The organism is Microcystis sp. LE19-10.1B, assembly GCF_027530565.1.
Lineage (GTDB): Bacteria > Cyanobacteriota > Cyanobacteriia > Cyanobacteriales > Microcystaceae > Microcystis > Microcystis aeruginosa.
On sequence record NZ_JAPZQM010000762.1, the window covers coordinates 1 to 1360 of the forward strand.

Annotated in this window: 1 protein-coding gene and 2 pseudogenes; all 3 read right to left on the reverse strand. The window is 39.7% G+C overall.

Going from position 1 to position 1360, the window contains the following annotated elements; translation table 11 throughout:
* Positions 1 to 348: 348 nt before the first annotated feature.
* Positions 349 to 645 (reverse strand): annotated as a pseudogene (locus tag O9332_RS27600) (AvaI/BsoBI family type II restriction endonuclease); the annotation flags it as partial.
* Between the two features lie 67 nt (positions 646 to 712).
* The gene (locus O9332_RS27605) at positions 713 to 970 is read right to left on the reverse strand and encodes a hypothetical protein (RefSeq protein ID WP_079209336.1); all 258 of its coding nucleotides are present in this window, start codon (positions 968 to 970) and stop codon (positions 713 to 715) included.
* Between the two features lie 224 nt (positions 971 to 1194).
* Positions 1195 to 1360: pseudogene (locus O9332_RS28260) on the reverse strand (RNA-guided endonuclease TnpB family protein); the annotation flags it as partial.

The following is a 1360-nucleotide window of genomic DNA, read 5'->3' on the forward strand; positions in this document are numbered from 1 at the left end:
TTGAAAAATTTTGCCTCAAACCCTGTCTGCGTAAGGATTTCAGGAGTTTGTACCCAGTAGTTTATTAGTATTACATTGCTTTAACTCAGGCTCTGTAAGACTTTGAGCCATAGCTAGTATATTTATACGGGGGAAGTTCAGATATACTATCACAAATAGTGGGACAAAGATTGAGGCAAAATCAATAAGCGATCGCAGAGAATAACCACAAAGACACAAAGACACAAAGACACGAAGATTAGGCTGGTTAATTCTTCTTGCCATCTAATCAGAATTGGGTGGTTTATGCATTGCTAACCAACCCAACTGGACTTTATTTGAGGGGTAATGTTCTAGATGTTAACTAGGTTAAAGATGGCATAGCCAACGCATAATTGAAACCAGTTGATTATCATTGGTTAAGTTAGCGGCATTGGTGAGTTTTTTCGTCTCTAATTGCTGATAAATTTCCCTAGCCATTTTTGTTTCAATAGCAGCGCCGATAAAAAAAGTATAAGGATGCTTAGAGATTTTTCTAAAAGCATCATCAATTCTCTGCAAAGCAGTACGAGCAGTTTTCCAATGTTCATCTGCTCGAGCGGGATCAATCCCACCTTTCAATTCTCCCAAAGCAATGTATAAATCAGGAGATTGTAAGGTTTGTTTCAATCCCTAAGCTAGGGAGAGGAATGTAAAGATTTATTAAATTGTAGCGTAGGATACTTTGACCCCACTAAACAGTATTGGCTATTCTGCTAGATTGAATTGCACGGAGTTTTTCAACGCAAACCATCTTGATCCAATCCTGACGATTCATGTTCTGCAATTGACACTCTACATCTATGCTTCGTAGTAATTCCGGGGGAAAATCAAGATTAATCTGTTGCTTAACCTGAAAATTACCTGTGAAATGCTCAGAGACATCTTTCCCTAGATGTGCTTGTTGAGCAATTTCCTCAATATCTTTAATTTCAGTTGACTGTTTCCTCATAGCTTTTGCGCTCCTGTTTAGTTGATTTCCAAGCGGTGACAACCCAAATGTAATCACCGACTTCATCGACTCTGTATTCTACGATGAATGTTGTTAACGTTCCGCCCGCAAAGCCAACAATCCGATATTGCTCTGGCTGCTCAGAGCGTTGGTCTTCGATGTAAGGTTTTTGACACTCCCGTCGCTAAAAGCGAGGGATTCTTGGTTCACTGACTCAAGTTGTCTTAGCAGGTATTTCTACCAACCAAAATAGAGCTTAAATCTCCCCAAGCGTTTAGGTCTAACGACCAGCTTCCGATATGCCCTATCGTAGCTTTTTTGAGTATATTTAATGCCGCCATTTTGTCTCTATCTTCCACATATCCGCAGGAACAAACATGAGTTCTAACT

What these genes read in the sequence shown, in the direction of transcription:
- O9332_RS27605 (WP_079209336.1), bottom strand. Translation starts at nt 970, where the DNA reads ATGAGGAAACAGTCAACTGAAATTAAAGATATTGAGGAAATTGCTCAA.